Annotated in this window: 17 protein-coding genes; 10 read left to right on the forward strand and 7 right to left on the reverse strand. The window is 55.2% G+C overall.

The window, feature by feature from the left end; genetic code table 11:
- Positions 1 to 25: 25 nt before the first annotated feature.
- From SD425_RS09205 to SD425_RS09220, 4 genes are all read left to right on the forward strand, one after another.
- Positions 26 to 1,393 carry a saccharopine dehydrogenase family protein gene (locus SD425_RS09205; RefSeq protein ID WP_324677711.1) on the forward strand — a complete coding sequence of 456 codons (1,368 nt, stop codon included), beginning with the start codon at positions 26 to 28 and terminating at the stop codon, positions 1,391 to 1,393.
- Between the two features lie 9 nt (positions 1,394 to 1,402).
- The gene (locus SD425_RS09210) at positions 1,403 to 2,347 is read left to right on the forward strand and encodes a hypothetical protein (RefSeq protein WP_324677713.1); all 945 of its coding nucleotides are present in this window, start codon (positions 1,403 to 1,405) and stop codon (positions 2,345 to 2,347) included.
- A complete protein-coding gene (locus tag SD425_RS09215) occupies positions 2,340 to 3,035 on the forward strand; it encodes an ATP-binding cassette domain-containing protein (protein WP_324677715.1) in 696 nt (231 codons plus the stop codon). Before SD425_RS09210 ends, SD425_RS09215 begins: the two co-directional genes overlap by 8 nt.
- 63 nt (positions 3,036 to 3,098) lie before the next feature.
- Positions 3,099 to 3,785, forward strand: a complete 687-nt coding sequence (locus tag SD425_RS09220; protein WP_324677717.1) for a class I SAM-dependent methyltransferase — start codon at positions 3,099 to 3,101, stop codon at positions 3,783 to 3,785.
- Between the two features lie 208 nt (positions 3,786 to 3,993).
- Here the strand turns inward: SD425_RS09220 and SD425_RS09225 are convergent, their stop codons facing one another.
- From SD425_RS09225 to aroQ, 5 genes are all read right to left on the reverse strand, one after another.
- Positions 3,994 to 4,716 (reverse strand): tRNA1(Val) (adenine(37)-N6)-methyltransferase, encoded by a 723-nt coding sequence (locus SD425_RS09225; protein WP_324677719.1) that lies wholly within the window; start codon positions 4,714 to 4,716, stop codon positions 3,994 to 3,996.
- Positions 4,717 to 4,728: 12 nt separating this feature from the next.
- Entirely contained in the window at positions 4,729 to 5,196 is a 468-nt protein-coding gene (rnhA, locus tag SD425_RS09230; protein ID WP_324677721.1) for a ribonuclease HI, read from the reverse strand.
- Positions 5,197 to 5,304: 108 nt separating this feature from the next.
- On the reverse strand, positions 5,305 to 5,865 hold the full coding sequence (locus SD425_RS09235; protein ID WP_324677723.1) for a MarC family protein: 561 nt from the start codon (positions 5,863 to 5,865) through the stop codon (positions 5,305 to 5,307).
- Positions 5,866 to 5,958: 93 nt separating this feature from the next.
- A complete protein-coding gene (locus tag SD425_RS09240) occupies positions 5,959 to 7,017 on the reverse strand; it encodes an aminotransferase class V-fold PLP-dependent enzyme (protein ID WP_324677725.1) in 1,059 nt (352 codons plus the stop codon).
- Positions 7,018 to 7,161: 144 nt separating this feature from the next.
- Positions 7,162 to 7,608: a type II 3-dehydroquinate dehydratase gene (aroQ, locus tag SD425_RS09245; RefSeq protein ID WP_324677727.1), complete on the reverse strand. Its 447-nt coding sequence runs from the start codon at positions 7,606 to 7,608 to the stop codon at positions 7,162 to 7,164.
- Between the two features lie 350 nt (positions 7,609 to 7,958).
- Between aroQ and xerD the strand changes: the two genes are divergently transcribed.
- Complete coding sequence (gene xerD / locus SD425_RS09250; RefSeq protein WP_324677729.1) at positions 7,959 to 8,858, forward strand: site-specific tyrosine recombinase XerD; 900 nt, start codon at positions 7,959 to 7,961, stop codon at positions 8,856 to 8,858.
- Between the two features lie 61 nt (positions 8,859 to 8,919).
- Here xerD and SD425_RS09255 read toward each other — a convergent pair whose 3' ends face one another.
- The gene (locus tag SD425_RS09255; RefSeq protein WP_324677731.1) at positions 8,920 to 9,336 is read right to left on the reverse strand and encodes a hypothetical protein; all 417 of its coding nucleotides are present in this window, start codon (positions 9,334 to 9,336) and stop codon (positions 8,920 to 8,922) included.
- A gap of 246 nt (positions 9,337 to 9,582) precedes the next feature.
- Here SD425_RS09255 and SD425_RS09260 point away from each other — a divergent pair, with 246 nt between their 5' ends.
- The 3 genes from SD425_RS09260 (at position 9,583) to SD425_RS09270 (ending at position 15,291) form a co-directional block, all read left to right on the forward strand.
- On the forward strand, positions 9,583 to 11,316 hold the full coding sequence (locus tag SD425_RS09260) for a DUF6044 family protein (RefSeq protein ID WP_324677733.1): 1,734 nt from the start codon (positions 9,583 to 9,585) through the stop codon (positions 11,314 to 11,316).
- A 220-nt stretch (positions 11,317 to 11,536) separates the two neighbouring features.
- On the forward strand, positions 11,537 to 14,536 hold the full coding sequence (locus SD425_RS09265; RefSeq protein WP_324677735.1) for a DNA translocase FtsK: 3,000 nt from the start codon (positions 11,537 to 11,539) through the stop codon (positions 14,534 to 14,536).
- A gap of 110 nt (positions 14,537 to 14,646) precedes the next feature.
- Entirely contained in the window at positions 14,647 to 15,291 is a 645-nt protein-coding gene (locus SD425_RS09270) for an outer membrane lipoprotein carrier protein LolA (RefSeq protein WP_324677738.1), read from the forward strand.
- A gap of 127 nt (positions 15,292 to 15,418) precedes the next feature.
- On the opposite strand, the gene SD425_RS09275 is transcribed toward SD425_RS09270, so the two are convergent.
- Positions 15,419 to 16,249, reverse strand: coding sequence for a tetratricopeptide repeat protein (locus SD425_RS09275; RefSeq protein WP_324677740.1), 831 nt, complete (start codon positions 16,247 to 16,249; stop codon positions 15,419 to 15,421).
- Between the two features lie 38 nt (positions 16,250 to 16,287).
- Between SD425_RS09275 and SD425_RS09280 the strand changes: the two genes are divergently transcribed.
- Together SD425_RS09280 and SD425_RS09285 are read left to right on the forward strand one after the other, a co-directional pair.
- Positions 16,288 to 17,586 carry a DUF2851 family protein gene (locus SD425_RS09280; protein WP_324677742.1) on the forward strand — a complete coding sequence of 433 codons (1,299 nt, stop codon included), beginning with the start codon at positions 16,288 to 16,290 and terminating at the stop codon, positions 17,584 to 17,586.
- Entirely contained in the window at positions 17,583 to 18,854 is a 1,272-nt protein-coding gene (locus tag SD425_RS09285; protein WP_324677744.1) for a hypothetical protein, read from the forward strand. Before SD425_RS09280 ends, SD425_RS09285 begins: the two co-directional genes overlap by 4 nt.
- The last annotated feature ends 8 nt before the right edge of the window (positions 18,855 to 18,862 follow it).

The raw sequence follows: 18,862 nt of genomic DNA on the forward strand, positions 1-18,862 counted from the left end.
TTAACCGATACCTGATACTTGATATATGACTCGTCTGTTGCTTCTGGGTGCGGGCCGTTCGGCGGCTTCGCTCCTGCACTACTTGCTCCGCTATGCCCCAACGGAAGGTTGGTTCTTGACCATCGCCGACGTAAACCCGGCACACCTAGCTCCGGTGCTGGCAGCGCACAGCGAGTATGCCCGCGCCGTACCGTTTGATGTGCAGCAAGAGGATAGGTTGGAAGGTCTTGTGGAGCAGGCTGATATCGTCATCTCTATGCTGCCGGCGAGCTTCCACCCGCGGGTAGCTGCGGCGTGCGTTCAGCACCGGCGCCACCTAGCCACGGCGAGCTATGCCACCGACGAAATTCGCCGGTTTCACGCCGACGCAGTGGAGGCTGGCCTCACCATTCTGATGGAATGCGGCCTCGATCCAGGCCTCGACCATATGTCGGCCATGAAAGCACTGAAGGAAATTCGAGCGAAAGGAGGGAAGCTAACGTCCTTCAAATCGTATTGCGGCGGGCTACTAGCACCCGATTCGGAAGGGGGTAACCCATGGAAGTATAAGTTCACCTGGAATCCCCGCAACGTGGTGTTGGCAGGTCAGAGTACGGCCAAATTTCTGGAAGCCGGGCGCTTACGCTTCATTCCGTACCAACAGATTTTCGCCCGCCACGAAACGCTGGAGGTGCCCGGCTATGGCGCGTTTGAAGGCTACGCCAACCGCGACTCGCTTAGCTACCGCGCCCCCTATGGCCTCGACGACATCCCGACAATGCTGCGCGGCACCTTGCGCCGGCCCGGCTACTGCGCCGCGTGGCACGCGCTAGTGAAGCTAGGGCTTACAGATGACACCGTGCAGCTCGGTAACTCGTCGGGGCTTCCGTGGCGCGAATTGGTGGCCGCGTACCTGCCACGTGTGCCCGACGACTTCGATATAGCCGCGCACCTAGCTGCCTGCCTAGGTCTTGACCCCGAGGGCGAAGAAATGCGGCGTCTGACGTGGCTAGGTCTGTTCAGCGACAAGCCGGTGGGGCACGCCAACGCCACGCCCGCGCAATTGCTGGAGCGATTACTAGCGGAGAAGTGGCAGCTTGAACCGCACGACCATGATATGATCGTGATGCAGCACTTATTCGAGTATGAGCTTGATGGCGAGGAATATACTCGAACCGCTTCGCTCATTGTGCTCGGCGAAGATGCCACACATACGGCGATGGCCAAGACAGTCGGGTTGCCCCTGGGCATGGCAGTGCGGCGGTTAGTGCGGGGCGAAGTAACGCAGCGCGGTGTTGTCATTCCTACCCACGCCGACTTGTACGAGCCGATTTTGGCGGAACTGGAGCAAGACTACCAGATCACGTTTGTGGAGGAAGAAGGACCCAGTACTCGCAACGCACTTGCTGATTAGCAGCATCTCATGCGGGAAATACAACATTACCTAGGTCTGCGGTGGAAAGTGCTGGCCCGGCAACTCGCCGAAGTCGGCTGGCTACGGCTTCTGTTGCTCGGACCCATGTTCGTGGCTGCTCTGGGGCAAGGCATCCGGATGAGCGGCCGGTACCCAGTGGGGCAATGGCTCCTACCATTCCTAGGGGCCAGCATGTGCTTATCGGCACACCGGCAGCGCCGCGACCTAGCTTTTCTACAAAGTGTCGCCCCGAACTATCGGCGCTTGTTGCTGGCGGAGTATGCGCTGTGGCAGCTTCCTTTTTGGGCCGTGCTCATAGTGTATCAAGCATGGCTGCCGCTGCTAGTGGGCTTGGTTCTGCTGCCGCTGATACCATACCTGACCAAGCCGCGAGCGGAACGAGGCGGCGCACGGCGCAAGAGCCTGCTGCGCAGCGAGCTATTTGAGTGGGTGAGTGGCTACCGCCGCACCGGCGCTTGGCTGGTGTGGGCAGTGGGCCTAGGTGTGGCGATTTGGCAACGGCACAACACCATCGCGGCCTTAGTGCCAGTGCTATGGGCATTGCTGCTTACCTCCTTTTACACGCTGCCCGAAGATGCGGTGATGCTACTTAAATATCCACTGAGACTGAACGCCTTTTTGCGGCGTAAAGTAGGCCTAGCTCTCGCGGGGTACTTGCTGAGTAGTCTGCCGTTTTTGCTGCTGCTCGGTACCGGAGCCGTTGGGTGGGGTGGAGCGCTGGCTGTGCTGCTGTGGGGCGGCATGGTGCTAACGATGATGGTGCTGGCGAAGTATGCGTTTTATCCGCATGCTAGCTTAGTGCAGGGAGGCGTAGTTGCGTTGGCGCTGCTGATGGTCGTGAATTCCGTTTACGTGGCATTGCTGGCCGCGGCATTCGCGGGTTTAATTTGGAAGAGCCGGCGTCATTTACTTCAGTATCGTTGGCATGATTAGCGTTCGAGAACTAAGTCGTGCGTTCGGCTCGCACCAAGTGCTGCACGGGGTAAACCTAGACCTAGCTCCCAGTGCTATCCACGGGCTAGTGGGCGCGAATGGGGCCGGCAAAACCACCCTAATCAACTGCCTATTCGGGCTGGATACTGGCTATACGGGCTCTGTGCGCGAAACGTCGGGTCAAGCCGTGCGCCAAGTCACGGGATTACTACCGTATGAGCCGTTCTTCTACCCCAAAATCACCGGCCGCGAGTACTTGGTGTTCTGCCTGCAAGCCCGCCGCCAGCCACTAGTCGACTTTTCAAGCTGGAACCAGCTGCTCGAATTGCCCCTCGATCAGTATGCCGAGGAATATTCAGCGGGCATGAAGAAGAAGCTAGCCTTGCTAGCCTTATTGGTCCAAGACTTTCGCTACCTCATTTTGGATGAGCCATTTAATGGCCTCGACCTAGGTACCAACTTGCTGCTCAAAGAAATACTGCTGCGCTTGCGCCAACGTGGCACGGGTATTCTGCTGACCTCGCACCTACTGGGCGCCCTCACTGAAACGTGCGACGAGATAACCCTGCTAGCGGGTGGCACCGTGCAGCGCCATTACCTTGCCGCTGATTTTGGTAATCTTGCTACCGACCTGCTAGACACCTTGTACCAGGATAAGCTAGCTCAAATTGCCCGGCTGCTACCCTAATCAGTAGCCGGTAGCAATGCCGAGCCAGTGCTATCTACCAATCAAGAACCTCCTTTTTTTCCGATGGATACCATTCAAGAGCAATTCGACGCTGTTTCGCAGAAGTACGATAGCCAGCGGCACTACCTGATTCCCTGTTACCAGGATTTCTACACGGCCTGCTTTCCGCTAATTAAGCTGCTGCCACAAGCAAAGACGGTGTTAGATATTGGCGCAGGTACTGGCCTGTTCTCGTACTTTCTCTATCAACTTCGGCCTGAGCTGCACTTCACACTCGTAGACCTCTCGCCGGAAATGCTGAACGTGGCCAAGCAACGCTTCGCCGAGCTGCCGAACTTTGCGTATCAGCAGCTCGACTTCTCGGCGGCTAGCCTGCCAGGACAATACGACATCATCATCTCGTCCTTGGCTATTCATCATTTAGAGGACGAGGCCAAGAGCCAGCTGTACCAGAACGTATATGCCGCCTTGAATCCGGGTGGGCTCTTCATCAACGCCGATCAGGTGGCAGGGCGTACCATCGGATTTGACACGTTCTATAAGCAAAACTGGAAAGAAACCGTCACCACATCGGGCCTCGATGAAGATGCGATTCAGCGCGCCTTCGAGCGCATCAAGCTAGATAAGTTTGCCACCTTGGAAGCACAGCTCCAAATGCTAGAGCGCGCCGGCTTCACCGACGTCGACTGCATTTACAAGAACCTGAACTTTGTCGTGTTCGGCGGTACGAAAGGTGCGCTGACGCTGTAAGGGGGTAGAAGCTAGGTAGTAACGTCGCCTAATCCGTCACGCTGAGCTTGTCGAAGTATCTCTACTACTTCGTTGCAGAAGCTAGAACGGTGTAGAGACGCAACACTTTGCGTCTCGTCGTTGAACGACCCACCTAGAACAACCTAGGAAACAACATCAGCAACGACAAGACGCAAAGTATTGCGTCTCTACACTGTTCAGTATGACCCTACAAGTACAGGTAAAAGGGGCTCAGAAGCCTTTGAAAATCGTCAGAGTAAACCTCTGCGTGATCGGCGTAAATGGCTAGGTTTTGCTGCGTTATAGCTTGCGGCTGATGGCTGAACGTGGTGATGTGCCGCAGCGGTTTGCTGCCTGCTCGGTGGTGTACCACTAAGCGAGATACTGGGTAAAGGCTAGCCACCGCGGCAGCACGCTCAAACTGCTGCATTTCGGGAGGCGGAAGGAGTACTGTCAGTTTACCATCAGGCGTAAGGAACCGGTGCGCAAACTCCGTGATTTCTTCAAAAGCTAGAGTGTCGTCGGCGGTATGGCGGGCCGTGGTACGCGCAGCATCCGGCGAGCGGAGGGCGTTGCGGAAGAACGGCGGATTGCAGAGAATATGGTCGAAAGCTGCGGGTTGAGTTGCGGCGAAGGCGCGCAGGCTTTGCGCGTGTATCGTCAGGCGGCTCGCCCACGGACTCGCGGCAATGTTGGCGGCGGCTTGGGCAGCGGCAGCTTCGTCTATTTCCACCGCTTCGATGTAGGCGCTGGGGTTGCGCTGGGCCACCATTAGGGCTAGCAGACCAGTTCCCGTACCGATATCGAGTAGGCGCGTGGCGCTGGCTACGTCGGCAGTGGCACCTAGCACGCAGGCGTCGGTGCACACCTTCATGGCGCATTGGTCTTGCTCGATGCGAAATTGCTTGAACTGAAAATAAGAATTCGCCATCTGAGCAGGAGCCTAGCCTCGCTTGGCCTCAATCAGCTCGTAGCCATCATCGATGAGCAAGGGGCCGCGGGTGGCGCTGGCTACCGCGAGTTGGTCGCAGCGCTCATTCTCCGCGTGTCCGTTGTGGCCGCGTACCCAGTGAAAACGCACGTTGCGCTGCTTGTATACTTTCAGGAAACGGCGCCACAAATCTTCGTTGGCTTTCTTGCCAAAGTCGGGCTTGTTGGCCCAGCCGAACACCCACTTTTTTTCCACCGCATCGACCACATACTTCGAGTCGGTGGTGATGGTAACGGGAATTTCGGGCCGCGTAATAGCTTCCAGCCCCACAATCACCGCTAGCAATTCCATGCGATTATTGGTGGTGAGGCGGAAGCCTTGGGTAATTTCTTTTTCGTGCGGCCCATAGCGTAAAATGGCGCCGTAGCCCCCAGGCCCCGGATTGCCGCGCGACGAACCGTCGGTGAAGAGATGAATCAATGGGCGATTAGTTAAATGGCTGAAGGATGATTGTTAAATGGGTCTCAGTTGACTAGATGCGGTGCTGATAATCAGCAAACAACCATTTAATAATCAACCATTCAGCCTTCAAAAATTCTGTTTGAACAGCTTAATGGCAATGGCTAGCAGAATGACGCCGAACACGCGGCGCAGAATGTCCTCGCCAGCTTTACCTAGCTTTCCTTCTATCCAGGCGCTGCTTTTGAGCACGACGTACACAAACACCAAGTTCACTCCGATACCCACCAGCACGTTCGGCAGCGAGTAGGCTGACCGCAAGGAAAGCAAAGTCGTCATGGTGCCAGCTCCCACGATGAGCGGAAACGCCAGCGGCACAATGGAGCCGCTCGTGGCAGCCGGGTCGTTTTTGAACAGCTCAATGCCGAGAATCATCTCCATCCCGATGAGGAAGATAATAATCGCACCTGCCAAAGCAAACGATTGGAAGTCAACACCAAAGAGTGCTAGGATGCTTTGCCCTAGGAAGAGAAAAATAACCATCAGCAGCCCCGCAACCAAGGTGGCCTTCTCGGAGTGAATCTTGCCCTCGCGCTGTCGAATTTGGATGATAATCGGAATGGAACCCAGAATATCAATGACTGCGAAAAGAGTAAGCGTAACCGAGAAAATTTCTTTGAGGCTGAACATAGCGGAACGAGTGACGGAGTGGCCGAGCGACGGAGTGGTTGAATGACCAGTTCACCAACTTCACTCTGTCGCTCAGCCACTCAGTTGCTCATTTTAGGCGAATTCGCGGGCGAAGAACTGCACGAGCTGCTCGTAGGCCGCATCTGGGATGGCCGGGAAGTTAGCGATGCGTAGCGTGTTGGGTTTCCAGTTGCCGTAGCCGTTGCCGAGCTGTAAGCCTTGCTCCTTGGCGCGGCGCTTCACCTCGTCGATGAGAGCGGGCGGGCCTTGCAGACCAATAACCGTGGTCGAACGCGTTTCAGGGTTCGTGACGAGTGGCGTAAGCTGGGTGGCGTTGTCGAAGTAATCGTAGAGCTTGGTAGCGCGGTCGAGCAAATGCTGGTGCACCGTCTTGATCGGCTGCCGGTCTTGTAGTACGCGGCTCAATAGGTAGATATCCAACACGTTAGGCGTGTGGGTTGTCTGGTAGTTGAGCATCTTCTCGTACTGCGATACGAGGCTGTTGTAGTGCGCCCGCTCGTTGATTTGGCGGAAACGCGCCACGGCCCGCGGCGACAAAATCATCAGCCCTAGGCCGGCGGGCAAACCAAAGCACTTCTGCACCGAGCCAAACCAGATATCTGCCTTGATCATCTTGAGCTGGATGCCGCCCAACGAAGACGTGGCATCCACGGCCAGCAAGGAGTTAGGGCCTAGCTTGTTGTATAAGTTCAGAACGAAGCCGTCGCGCAGCTGGGTAGCGTTGGAGGTTTCGTTCTGGGTAATGCACACGAGGTCAGCGTCCTGCGGGATCTTGTCGAGGCTAGGTAGCTCATCCACGCCGAACGACTGGCCGGTGCTGGCCGGGCGCAGGGCCTTGGCGTACTCCAACCATTTCTCGCCGAAAGCGCCGCTGTAGAGGTGGAAGCTTTTGGTAGGCGTCAGACTTTGGGCCAGCACTTCCCAGCACTCGGTAGCCGAATTGAGGAAGAAAATAGTGTAGTCTTGGGGGATGTTGAGCTTGGTTTTCATGTCGGCAATTACTTGCCGTACCAAGCCCGTGAAACGCTCGCCGCGGTGGGGTGCCGAGAGCCAACCCTCGTCAAAAGCGGCCGTGAGGTACGTACGAACCTCGGCGTAAACTTCTGAGGGGCCCGGATTGAAAGTATACATAGGAGTCGAAAGTCAGTTTGGAGCCGCAAAGGTACGAGAGTGACTGACTGACTGCGTGACTGAGGGAGTCGCGAAATATTTATTTTTCAAATTATCCCCTCTGACTTCACCAATAACTTCGCCACTCAGCTGCGTTGGCTGACGCTATACTTTGAAGCCGACGCGCTTAGGACGCAGGCCTTCGAAGTAGTGCAAAGCTAGGCGGTAGCTGTCGAGCTTGAAGCCCGTGATGGTACCCACGCACACGCGGCTGATGTAGCTGTGCTGCCGAAATTCTTCGCGGGCGGCCACGTTGGAAAGGTGCACCTCAATAACAGGCGTGGCAATGCCAGCAATGGCGTCGGCGAGGGCTAGGCTGGTGTGCGTGAAAGCGCCAGCGTTCAGCACGATACCGTGGTAGGTGAAGCCCACCTCGTGCAGCTTGTCGAGCAGCTCGCCTTCGTGGTTGCTCTGGAAGTATTCGAGCTGAAAGTCGGGGAAGGCTTCTTGTAACTCGGGAAAGTAGGCGTCGAAGGAGCGCGTGCCGTAGATGCCCGGCTCGCGGCGACCGAGCAAGTTGAGGTTGGGGCCGTTGATGATGAGAATTTGCATGGAATATAAAGCTAGGATCTGCAAGTTAGACGGCCCGGCGTAAGATTGGGCAGAAAGCTAGCGTCTAGGTTTTTCTATTCCATGTAAATAGGCTGTATAGAATATTTGTCTAACCTGAATGACTGCCTGCTTGTAAAATCATAGTTATCCTGGACGTGTGAAGGACCTTAGCACATTTGTGAGCGTTGCCTGTTTTAGCATAATGAGGTCCTTCGCAAGCTCAGGATGCCAGAGAGGAAAGGATTTAGTTGCCCAAGCTTCTCTTAGAAAAAGCGGAGTAGTTAGGTTTCTACCGCAACCTTCGCTCAGGCCGTCTAACTTGCGGCTTCTAATCCTCGCATCTCCGAATAGTGAACTGGTCCGTCAGCATTAAGCAATTTGAAGGCTATCTACAGCTCGAGAAATCACTAGCTGCCAATTCGGTGGAAGCCTATGTGCGCGACATCCATAAGCTGCGGCAGTACCTAGAAATCTCAAAGCTGCCCGCCGGACCCGACAAAGTAACTACGCGCCTATTACGCGACTTTCTGACCTGGCTTGGGGAGCTAGGTATGACCTCGACTAGCCAAGCGCGGACGCTGTCGGGCATCAAGGCCTTCTACAACTTCCTGATTATGGAAGATATGCTGCTGCTCGACCCCACCGATACGCTGGAAGCTCCCAAGATTGGCCGCAAGCTGCCCGATACGCTGAGCTACGAGGAAATTACGCAGCTGTTGGAGGCCATTGATATGAGTACCAACGAGGGCACCCGCAACCGAGCCATCATCGAGGTGTTGTACTCGTCGGGCCTGCGGGTGTCGGAGTTGACGGAGCTGCGCCTCTCCAACCTTTACGTCGAGCAGGGCTTTGTGCGTGTGACGGGCAAAGGCAACAAGGAACGCCTCGTGCCCATCGGCCGCGATGCCCTCAAGCACCTAGGTTTCTACCTCACGGGCGTGCGAACTCACCTCGAGATTAAGCCCGGCAACGAAGACATTGTGTTTCTGAACCGGCGTGGCACGGGCCTGTCGCGCATCATGATTTTCAATGTCATCAAGGACCTAGCTGCCCGCGCTGGTATCCGCAAAACCATTAGTCCGCACACATTCCGCCATTCGTTTGCCACCCACCTCATCGAAGGTGGTGCCGACCTGCGCGCCGTGCAGGAAATGCTAGGCCACGAGAGTATCACCACCACCGAAATCTACACCCACCTCGACCGCGACTACCTCAAGCAAGTTATTACCGAGTTTCACCCGCGGAGCTAGCGAGTAGGTCGTACATGCTGGGTTTTCTCTCGCCACTGAGTAGAGAAAATAAATGGCACGCCTACTTCTTTTGGCAGGACTTCAGCCATTCCTGCGCTTCTGCAACCTGCCGAAAGATTTGAAGCTCGAAAGGAATACGGTCGGGGTGACGCATGGCTACCGTAGTGATATCGGCGTTGGCGTCGGGAGGCATTACGTGGGCCACGTAGCGTAACCCTAGGTTGGTGGCTTGGGGCACCCACACTTGCTCCAGCCACTCCACCGAATCGAACCAGGGGCCTACCAGTTGGCTGTTGTCGTTGAGCAGGTAGGGCGTGTGCGTAGCACGAATGACTTTAAGGGTTTCCGTTGCTCCTTGGGTAGCATCTTGGTTGGTAATGAATCCTTTCCAAGTGGCGCATAGCCACTGGTTTTCTTCATCATATTCGTTTGTACAAGTGTTCTGCGAATCGAGAAAAGTAAGTGTGTGATGAAACATACTGGAAAAGGAAAGTACTACAGGCCTCTGAAAGTCAGAGTAAAAAAGCAAAATAGAGCGTAGCAGCAAATACAGCGTAAACCACTAACAAGACCAGCCCGGTAAGATTGGTGAAAGTAGAATAGCTATAATCGGGCTATAAAAATATGAGTTCCTACATGAATCGGAAGCTCAGCAAGACATAATAAATCTTGGAGGAAGAGTTGCCACAAGCCGGCGACTACCTTTGCAAGAACTTGCTGAGTTATGCCTGCTTTCTCTCGTTTCGTGTCGCCGCTGCTAGTGGCATTATTGGGTTTGGGGTTATTTCTGTTGCCCTTTCTGGTGCTTGGGCCGCGGAGCTACATCCTTCTCGACGACAACCTCGACGCGGAAATTAGCATTCCGTACTTGCTCACGCATCATCACCTCACCCTCGACTATCGGCCCGAGGCCGTTGTGAGGCCCATCATGAATGGGTTACCGCGCAACGCATTGCGCTCGGGCCTGAGCATGACCATGCCGCTGTTTGCCGCGTTGCCGCCGCTGTGGGCGTACCTAGGGCACGAGGCGCTCGTGCGCCTAATAGGGCTTCTCGGGATGTATGCGCTGCTCCGGCGGCACCTGCTGACTGGTGCTGAAGCGCGGAGCCGATGGCTGGCGGCGGGAGTAGCGTTGGCTTGGGCGGTGCTGCCGCTTTATGTTATCTACGGGTTGTCGATAGCTGGGCAGCCGTGGGTGCTACTAGCCCTGCTGAACCTGCGCCAAGGCCGTGGCCGCTGGACGGACTGGCTGTTGCTCGTCCTGTTTCCGTTTTGGTCGATGTTTGTGTTCGTAGGCCCGTTTGTGGTGGCGGGCATGGCGGGGCTGTTGCTCTGGGATGCGTGGCAGGGTAGGGGCATAGCGTGGTGCGTAGTAGCCGGCCTAGCGTTGCTTACGGCCGTGTATGTAGTGGTCGAGTACCCGCTGTTCTACTCTTTGCTGGTAGCCAAGCAGTTTGTGCCGCACCGCCTGGAGTTCGACCTCGCTCGGCTGGGGCCACACGGGTGGAAGGCGGGGCTGAAGAGCGCAGGCCAGTATTTCCTGATGGGGCAGTATCACGCTAGCTTGTTCTTCCGCGGTGCGGTGTTGCTTGCCGTGGGAGCGGGGCTGGTGCTAGCGCCAACGGCAGGGCGGCGCACGCTGCGGCGCGAGTTGGTGCCGCTACTCGTGGTGCTGGCTGGTATAGCTTTGTTTTGCGGTTTCTATCCGCAGCTGGTGGAGCTGGTGCAAGACCGAGTGCCCGCGCTTCGAACGTTCAACCTGAGCCGCTTCCACTTCCTGACGCCGCTGTTGTGGTTTGTGGTGTTGGTGCTTTGCCTGCGGCAACTACCTAGCTCCAAGCTGTGCGCGGCCTTGGTTGGTTTGCAACTGCTCACTGGGTTAAGCATGAACACCGAATGGCTGGCCAATTTGCGTACGTTGGCGGGGCGTGCTAGCCCCAGTGAACCTAGCTACCAGGCTTTCGTAGCCCCGACGCTCTTTGCAAAAGTGCAGCAACATATTCGGCAGCAAACCGGGCAGGAGCCCGCCCAATACCGCGTAGTCTGCCTAGGTTTGCCGCCCAGCGTGGCGCAGCTGAACGGGTTTTACACGTTAGATAGTTACCAGAACAATTATCCGCTTTCCTACAAGCATCACTTCCGTTCTCTGATTGCAGGCGAGCTAGCCAAAAGCCCTCTGCTGCGCACGTACTTCGATGATTGGGGCAACCGCTGCTATGTGGTAGCGGCTGAGCTAGGCAAGAATTTCCGCGTGCCAGCGTTACCTGCTCGCACGGTGCAAGATTTTGCTTTCGATGCGGCGGCTTTTCGGCGGCTTGGCGGGCGCTATATCCTATCGGCTGTGCGGCTCGCTGCGCCAGATCGGAGCGGGCTGCACTTAGTAAGCCAATTTCAGGATTCAACTGTTTACTGGCAGTTGTATCTTTATGAGGTAACGCGTAACGAAGTAGCTGACTAACTGCGTAACTTAACCTTCGTTGCCGCTTCAGCAGCTTTCGGTGGCGCAGATGTAATTCCCTGTCGTGGCTACGCTGCTACTGCCCAGAAGTAAGGCTTCTTCTTAATAAAAAGACACCCGCAACTTGTACGGAGCATAGATTTTCTAGCTACTTACTTAGCGACTCTCTTACCCAGTTACTCCTTGGAAATAGCTAGATTTGGCTTTTTGGTGCGTGAGAATGGCTAAAAACACATATAAACAGAATACGACCCCGCCAAGCCGGAGCAACGAGCCACGGCCCGCGCGCAATACGGCGCGTCCGGCGGAGGAGCCCGTACGTGAGCCCCGACGGAACGAGGCTAGCCCGCGGCCCGTAGCAGCGAAATCAGCCGCGACAAAAGTAACCAAGCCGCCGCGTCGGCCTTTGAAGCTACCAACTGTATCGTTCAGTGGCCTGTTCGGTTTTCTGCGCGACCGACGCTTTCAACTTTTCCTGGGGTTCTTCTTCCTGCTAGGATCTATCTACCTCACCATCGCCTTTGTGTCATTTGTGTTCACGGGGCACTCCGACCAGAGCGTAGTGGAAGGCGTGAGCAACACACAGGTGAAGGAAGCCGGTCAGGAGTCAGGCAATTGGCTGGGATTGGTCGGAGCTATTTTAGCGCAAGTGCTGATCTATAAAGGCTTTGGAGTAGCGGCGTTTGCCGTAATTCCCATTGTTTTTTTCCTGGGCTATAAGATTGTCTTTCGTCGGCCGGGCCTGTCGCTGAGCTATGTGCTAGCCCTATGCCTGTTTGCTATGGTGTGGCTCAGTGTGCTGCTAGGCTACGTGGTTCTGAGTCTGGAAGCTCCCGATTCTGATCCGGCTCTAGCGCACAGCCTTGACTTTTTGAGCGGGGGTGTTGGCTACGAAACCGCCCTCTGGCTTGATAGCCTAATCGGTTGGGGCACGGTGCTACTGCTCGCTTTCTTCCTGATTTCCTTTGTCGTGTTCTTCTTCAACGTGACAAGCTTGAACCTGCGTCATGCAGGGGCCGACGACGAGGACGAAGCATTTGATGCCCAGGATGCAGGCACGTACGAACACACTGGCCTTGGGGTAAACCGCGCTGCTAACCCAACGGCTTCGCTAGACAACCAAGAGGAGGAAGAAGAAGCACCTCTAGGAATGACGTTGCGCCGTGTAGGACCTGTGGTAACACCGACAGCGCCGGTCCGCCCACAACCGCAGCCCCAGTTTGAGGCGGCCGATGAAGAAGAGGAACTAGACGAAGAGGAGGATGACGACGCGCCTATCGTAACCGCAGGACCCGTCAGCAAACCAGCATTTAGTGTAGCTGCTGATACGACGGCTCCGGTAGCAACGGGTGTAATGGCAAGTGCGGCTGCGGTGCCCCTATCCGTGGCGCCGGTAGCCGCTGCTGTAACCACCGCCGCAGCCACTGTTGCGGCCGCTGCTTCCAACGGACCTAGCTTCTCCATCGAAGCGCCCGTTGCGGAGCCGCCGATGACGGTAGCTCCGCGTGTACCTACGCCGTTGTCGTTGGCCGATTTGGCTGATTCTAACGCGCCACTGCCCACGCCTTCACCAGTGCCTGTTGCCCGCGAAACGCCTACGCCGGCCTTGGAAATCGAAGTGACGCCCGGCGAGCTAGACCCCGCTGCGGGCGCTGACATGGCCGCTATTGCCGAAGTTGATGAGGAAGCCGAAGTAATGCCCACGGTCAATTACGACCCTACTTTGGACCTGCCGCGCTACCAGTATCCTACCCTAGAGCTGTTGAATGACTACGGTCAAGCCCGCGCCCAGGTAACTAAGGAAGAGCTAGAGGCCAACAAAGACCGTATTGTGGAGACCCTAGGTCACTACGGCATCAACATCGCTAGCATCAAAGCCACTATCGGCCCGACGGTGACGCTTTACGAAATCGTGCCCGATGCTGGTGTGCGTATCTCCAAGATCAAGAGCCTGGAAGATGATATTGCCTTGAGCCTCGCTGCCCTTGGTATTCGTATCATCGCTCCGATTCCGGGTAAGGGTACTATTGGTATTGAGGTGCCAAATGCCAAGAAGGAAATGGTGAGCATCCGCTCGGTGTTCAGCACGGATAAGTTCGTGAACAGCGAGATGGATTTGCCAGTGGCCTTTGGTCGTACCATTACCAACGAAGTGTTTGTGGCCGACCTCGCCAAAATGCCGCACTTACTTATGGCCGGTGCTACGGGTCAGGGTAAATCGGTGGGCTTGAACGTGATTCTGGCTTCGTTGCTCTACAAGCGTCACCCTTCACAGTTGAAGTTTGTGCTCGTCGACCCGAAAAAGGTGGAACTGAGCATTTTCAACAAGATCGAGCGTCACTTTCTAGCTAAGTTGCCCGATACCGAAGAAGCCATCATTACCGACACTAAGAAGGTAGTGAACACGCTGAACTCGCTGTGTATGGAAATGGACCGGCGCTACGATTTGCTGAAAGATGCTGGCTGCCGCAACCTCAAGGAGTACAACCGCAAGTTTGTGGAGCGCCGCCTGAACCCTAAGAAAGGGCACCGCTTCATGCCATTCATTGTGTTGGTTATCGACGAGCTAGCCGACTTGATGATGACGGCCGGCAAGGAAGTGGAAACACCAATTGCCCGCCTCGCGCAGCTAGCCCGTGCCATTGGTATTCACCTCATTGTAGCCACGCAGCGCCCCTCTGTAAACGTTATTACGGGTATCATCAAGGCCAACTTTCCTTGCCGTATTTCCTTCAAGGTGACTTCCAAAATCGACTCGCGGACCATCCTCGATACGGGCGGCGCCGATCAGTTGGTGGGCCAAGGCGACATGCTGTTTTCGGCCGGATCTGACCTGATCCGGGTGCAGTGTGCCTTCATCGACACGCCCGAAGTCGACCGTTTGTGCGACTATGTGGGTGAGCAGCAAGGCTACCCCGAAGCCTACGCCTTGCCTGAAGTGGCCGGCGAGGATGGCGGCAACGGTGGCGAAGACTTCGACCCTTCAGACCGCGACAGTATGTTTGAGGAAGCAGCTCGTGTTATCGTGACGCATCAGCAAGGCAGCACGTCGCTACTACAGCGGCGCTTGAAGCTAGGTTATAACCGTGCCGGTCGCCTAATCGACCAACTTGAGCACGCTGGAATCGTAGGACCTTTTGAGGGCAGTAAAGCCCGCGAGGTGCTTATTCCAGATGAGTATAGTTTGGAACAGTTATTGAATAATCTCCCGAAAAGTTAGAAGTAAGCACAGAACGTACTGCTTGAGTTGGTGCTTAATACGTAATAGTTTAAACCAAAGACTCGCGGTTAGTGTCTTACTGCTTACTTAGCCAACACCACCCTTTTGTAATGAAGAAAACCATCGCCCTGCTCCTGTTCTCGGCTTCTCTCATCACTTCCGCCTCGGCTCAGCAGGACCCTAAAGCAGGTAAGATTCTGGATCAGATGAGCGCTAAGTATCAAGCGCTGAATGCCTTCAAAGCTACCTTTACGCAAACGTTGGAGAATGATGCGGCTAAGGTGAAGGACAATATGACCGGTGATATCACGGTAAGCGGCCAGAAGTTCCACTTGAAAATGAACGGTCAGGAGGTTATCAACAACGGCAAAACCGTGTGGACCTACATGAAGGCTGAGAACGAGGTAAATATTTCGGACTACGACCCAGAAGAGCAAGAAATTTCGCCTTCGCAAATCTATACGCTCTATAAGAAGGGCTATAAGTACACGTACGTGCAGGAAACCAAGGAAGCTGGTGAGCCCTGCGACATAATCGAATTGTCGCCCGAAGACCGTACGAACCAGATTTACAAAGTGCGCATGACGGTGAGCAAAGCCGATAAGTCAGTGAAAAGCTGGAAGATGTTCAAAAAGAATGGCAACCGTTATACGGTAGCTATTAAGAAGTTCCAGCCCAACCCACCAGTGGATGCCAATACATTTGCCTTCGACAAGACTAAATACAAAGGCGTAAAAGTCATCGACCTGCGCTAGGTTGTCGCTGACGATTTGTCCGGCCCGCTTTCACTTCGTGTGAAGGCGGGCCATTTTGTTTGACTAAGAAAAGTGAGAATAGAACTGCTTTTTATCCTGAGCCGAGAAGGATGTCTGAATAATATTCTTAAAACTCTTCCCCTGACAACTTAGCTAGCTTTAGCATGGCTCCTTCATGCCCGAAGCTAGCAGCTCGTTTATACCAGAAAATGGCATCAGGCAGCAACTGTAATTGCCCATCTCCGCGCTCAGCCATCACTCCTAAGTTGTAGGTAGCATGAGCATGGCCTAGCTCACTGGCCTGCTCATAATACCAGCGGGCCTTTGCTACGTCGGGTGAAGAGATAAGTTTATGGTAGCAATAGCCAAGACCCGTCAGCGCTTTGGTTTCGCCGGCATCTAACGCCTGATTATACCACTGCAATGCTAGTCGTGTATTCTGTTTTGTACCAACTCCTTTTTGATAACAACGAGCTAGATCATACATCGCTTTTGCAACACCTAGCTTTGCTGATCTCAGAAACCAATACCTAGCTTTAGAAGGATTGTAGTCGGTGCCTTCACCTGAAAGAAACATGTCACCAATAGCGTGCATTGCCTCTTTGTCACCTAGCTGGGCCGCTGACAAGAAAAAGGAGAAAGCCTTTACTCGATTAGTCTGAACTGAAAGACCGTTGTCGTAAACCACAGCTAAGTTGTGCATAGCTTTACGATTACCGCCTTTAGCTGCAACATGAAATAACTGCAACGCTCGTTGAGTATTTCTTGGAAGCCCCCAACCATCCCAACACAAAATCGCGAGCCAATAGCACGCATCTACATTACCATTTGTAACAAATACTTCAAGCGCAGAAGCTGCTTTTGGGATAGAGCGATTAGTAGCATGGTGGCCGAAATTGGCGCGATTGATGGTCTGAATTATTGCTTTTAGTAGATAGTGATCTTGGTTGCTAATCATGGATTACGGTTAAACGAGCTAGTTCTAGATCATAAATTATGCAAGAAGATTTTCTACACTATATCTGGCAGCATCAATACTTCGATAAAACCAATTTATACACGGAAGAAGGCGAACCAGTAACTGTATTACGTCCTGGTAACCGCAATGCCGATGCGGGTCCCGACTTCCTAGGTGCCCGTCTGCAAATAGGAGAAGTGGAGTGGAACGGCGCCGTAGAGATTCACCTGAGCGCCTCCGACTGGCCCCGCCACCAGCACCAAACCGACCCCAAATACGACCAAGTGGTACTGCACGTAGTGCACATTGCTGATCATATAGTGCGACGAACCAACAACACGCTAGTGCCAACTTTGGCGCTGGCCACGCGCATAGCGCCGGAGCTAGTACAGCGGTATCAGGCGCTGATAGCTGCTCCGCCTTCCGCCTTGCCTTGCGCGCCGTTCTTGGCACAGATCCCAACGATTACGCGTGCTATGATGGTAGAGCGCGCCCTGCTGGAGCGGGTAGAACAGAAGGCGACGAGCATGGAAACGCTGCATCAGCAGCTAGGTGGCGATTGGGAAGCCACCACGTACCATGCTCTAGCAGCAGCCTTTGGCTTTCAGAAAAATAGCGAGCCACTGGCTCGCTTAGCCAAAGCGCTACCCTTGAACGTTATGCGGCGTCACCGCCACGATGCGCGTCAATTGGAAGCGTTGGTGTTTGGGCAAGCGGGTTTTCTACACGAAACTGCTGAAACCGAATCGGACAGCTACCTTGCAAGCCTGCGGAACGAGTACACGTTTCTGGCTCACAAGTACACCCTAGCTGCTACTGCCTTGCCCGTACACGCCTGGAACTTCTTACGTCTGCGGCCTGCCAACTTCCCTACGGTGCGTTTGGCGCAGCTGGTTGCGCTGTTGCATGCCCGCCCTACACTGTTTGATGCTTTGCTCACTGCCGCTGACGTACTGACGCTGGAGCAGTTTTTTGCTGCGCCACTGTCGGAGTACTGGCGAGAACACTACCGGCCGGGACGGGTGGGCAAAGTGACTAGCCTGGGTCGAAGCAGCGCGCAGCTACTCATTATCAACGTGGTAGTGCCGCTGCGGGTAGCGTACGCTCGCTACGTAGGCCAGCCAGAACTCACCGAAACCGCCGTGGCACTGCTCAACCAACTGCCCGCTGAGCGCAACCACCTAACCGAACCCTACGAAGCGCTAGACTTCAGCCATCGGAGCGCGGCTGATTCGCAAGGGTTGCTGGCTTTAGGGCGAAGCTACTGCGAGCCGCGTCAGTGCTTGCGGTGCGCTATCGGCAGCCATGTGCTGCGCCAAAACCGAGTAGTGCGGTGAGGATAGTACTCGCACTTCTGCTGAACGCAGCGCTGTTGTTTGCACTTAGTCGTTGGCTACGTGCGCAGTATCAGCAGCCCACGTTGCGCGACTGGCTAGGCCTTTTGCTGCTGTTGAAGCTAGGCGTTACCGCCGTCACCTGGTGGCGGCTGACGGGCGATGCGGTACTTTTTCAGGGTTGGGCGAGCCTCCTGACAGAGCAACTTTGGGCGGCGCCAAGTGCTTGGTTGCAAACCCTAGGTAGCGAGACGTTCTCCTTTCAGAAATATCGATTGGTCTACCACGGGTTTTCCAACACATTCTTTCTGATCAAGCTGCTATCGGCGGTCAATCTGCTGTCGTTGGGAAATGCGCTGCTGAACGCGTGTTATCTCAGCCTGTTCTGTTTTGTCGGGAGCTGGCAGCTCGTGCGGGCGGTAGAGCAGGTTTTCCCGGCGGCACCTCGAGGGGCAGCGGTGGTGGCCTTTGGTCTGTGGCCCACGGTGCTCTACTGGTCGTCGGGTCTGACGAAGGAGAGTGTGCTCGTAGGGAGTTCCGCTTGGTTGTTGGCGCTGGTATTGCGCTGGTATTATGGCGGTGAGCCATTCCCAAGGTTACAGGTGTTGTGGCTGTTGGTGCTAGTCGTTTTGTTTTTCAAAATGCGTTTCTTCTTTGCAGCATTGCTGCTGGGAGCCTTGGCAGCCCTTGGCATCGTGCGGGTAGCGCAGCAGTTAGGAGGGCGCCTGTCGCGCTGGAGCCAAGTGGTGCTCATGGCTTTGGTGTTGAGTGCCGGGGCGTGGGCCACAAGCGAAGTACTCCCGACGTTCCGCTTCAATAAGTTTACCAGTCAGCTCATTCGCAACTATTCCGACCTGCGTGCTAATTCCCTGTCCCGGCCGCACATTGAATTTGACGACCTGGCGCCGACGGGGGCTAGTATTGCCCGCAACGCACCCTTGGCCATTGGTTACGCCCTGACCCGGCCCTGGCCTTGGGAGTTTCATAATCTTACGTATGTCGCCGCGGGGCTCGAGAATATGGCCTTACTGGTGCTGTTGGTTGTGGCCGGCGTGGCGTTGGTGCAAGGGCAGGGGAGGAGCGGTACGTTACCGTTTGCGCTAGTATTAGCGCTGCTGTTTTACTGCGTAGTGCTAGCCGCCCTTCTCGGGCTGAGTACCCCTAACTTAGGTACGCTCAGCCGCTACCGCGTGGTGCTGCTGCCGTATTTGCTGCTACTATTGCTTCAAAACCAGTACATCGCAAGCTGGCTGAACCGTTGGTTCCGCTGACGTGTTAG

Origin of the sequence: Hymenobacter sp. GOD-10R (genome assembly GCF_035609205.1) — a bacterium.
In the GTDB taxonomy this organism is placed as follows: Bacteria; Bacteroidota; Bacteroidia; order Cytophagales; family Hymenobacteraceae; genus Hymenobacter.